This is a genomic window from Bacillus cereus group sp. BfR-BA-01355 (assembly GCF_022663675.1).
GTDB lineage: Bacteria > Bacillota > Bacilli > Bacillales > Bacillaceae_G > Bacillus_A > Bacillus_A thuringiensis_S.
The window spans coordinates 1-608 of record NZ_JAKUFY010000292.1 but is presented as its reverse complement, the minus strand read 5'-3'; the positions used below and the strand labels follow the sequence as shown (position 1 = coordinate 608).

The window sequence follows — 608 nt, the reverse complement described above, 5'->3', positions numbered from 1 at the left end:
AAGACAGAAAGTTAAGCGGTTACAAAAAAGTTTTTGGGATTATAAACTTAGGGGGAAATGAAAAATGGGAACAATCGTATGTCAAGATTGTGAAGGTACAATTGCACACTTCGAAGATGAGAAAGTAACGGTACTTTACGGGAAATGTGGATCTTGCGGATGTGATCACACAGAGCATACAAAAGCCCAATAATTGATAGGAAATGGACAGCTAAAAGTTTTTAGGACCATAAACTTAGGGGGAAATGAAAAATGGGAACAATCGTATGCCAAGTATGTGAAGGAACAATCGGACATTTTGAAGATGAGAAAACGACGGTACTTTACGGAAAATGTGGAACAAATTGTGACTGTGCTAGAAAAGATAATGCGAAAGCTTAATGATAAATAAATAGATTACTATTAAAACTCAGGGGGAAATGAAAATGGGAACAATCGTATGCCAAGTATGTGAAGGAACAATTGGACATTTTGAAGATGAAAAATCAACAGTACTATACGGGAAATGTGGATCTCATTGCGAATGTGACCATAAAGAACATACAAAAGCTTAATAATAAGAAAAAGCGCCTACATGTGTAGGCGCTTTTTTAATAAATTGTAGTTGT

The 608-nt window shown here is 35.5% G+C and carries 3 protein-coding genes; all 3 read left to right on the top strand.

Annotated features, from left to right (window positions below; all coding sequences use genetic code 11):
• Positions 1 to 64 precede the first annotated feature (64 nt).
• Genes MR167_RS31675 through MR167_RS31665 form a run of 3 tightly spaced genes read left to right on the top strand, consistent with a single transcriptional unit; the run spans position 65 to position 554 of the window.
• Positions 65 to 193 (top strand): GapA-binding peptide SR1P, encoded by a 129-nt coding sequence (locus MR167_RS31675; RefSeq protein WP_000536778.1) that lies wholly within the window; start codon positions 65 to 67, stop codon positions 191 to 193.
• A 59-nt stretch (positions 194 to 252) separates the two neighbouring features.
• The gene (locus MR167_RS31670; protein ID WP_000536803.1) at positions 253 to 381 is read left to right on the top strand and encodes a GapA-binding peptide SR1P; all 129 of its coding nucleotides are present in this window, start codon (positions 253 to 255) and stop codon (positions 379 to 381) included.
• 44 nt (positions 382 to 425) lie between these two features.
• Positions 426 to 554, top strand: coding sequence for a GapA-binding peptide SR1P (locus MR167_RS31665; RefSeq protein WP_000536796.1), 129 nt, complete (start codon positions 426 to 428; stop codon positions 552 to 554).
• Positions 555 to 608 lie beyond the last annotated feature (54 nt).

Bases quoted from the DNA above. Each gene is read 5' to 3' on its own strand.
- MR167_RS31675 (WP_000536778.1), top strand. From the start codon at position 65: ATGGGAACAATCGTATGTCAAGATTGTGAAGGTACAATTGCACACTTC.
- MR167_RS31670 (WP_000536803.1), top strand. From the start codon at position 253: ATGGGAACAATCGTATGCCAAGTATGTGAAGGAACAATCGGACATTTT.
- MR167_RS31665 (WP_000536796.1), top strand. From the start codon at position 426: ATGGGAACAATCGTATGCCAAGTATGTGAAGGAACAATTGGACATTTT.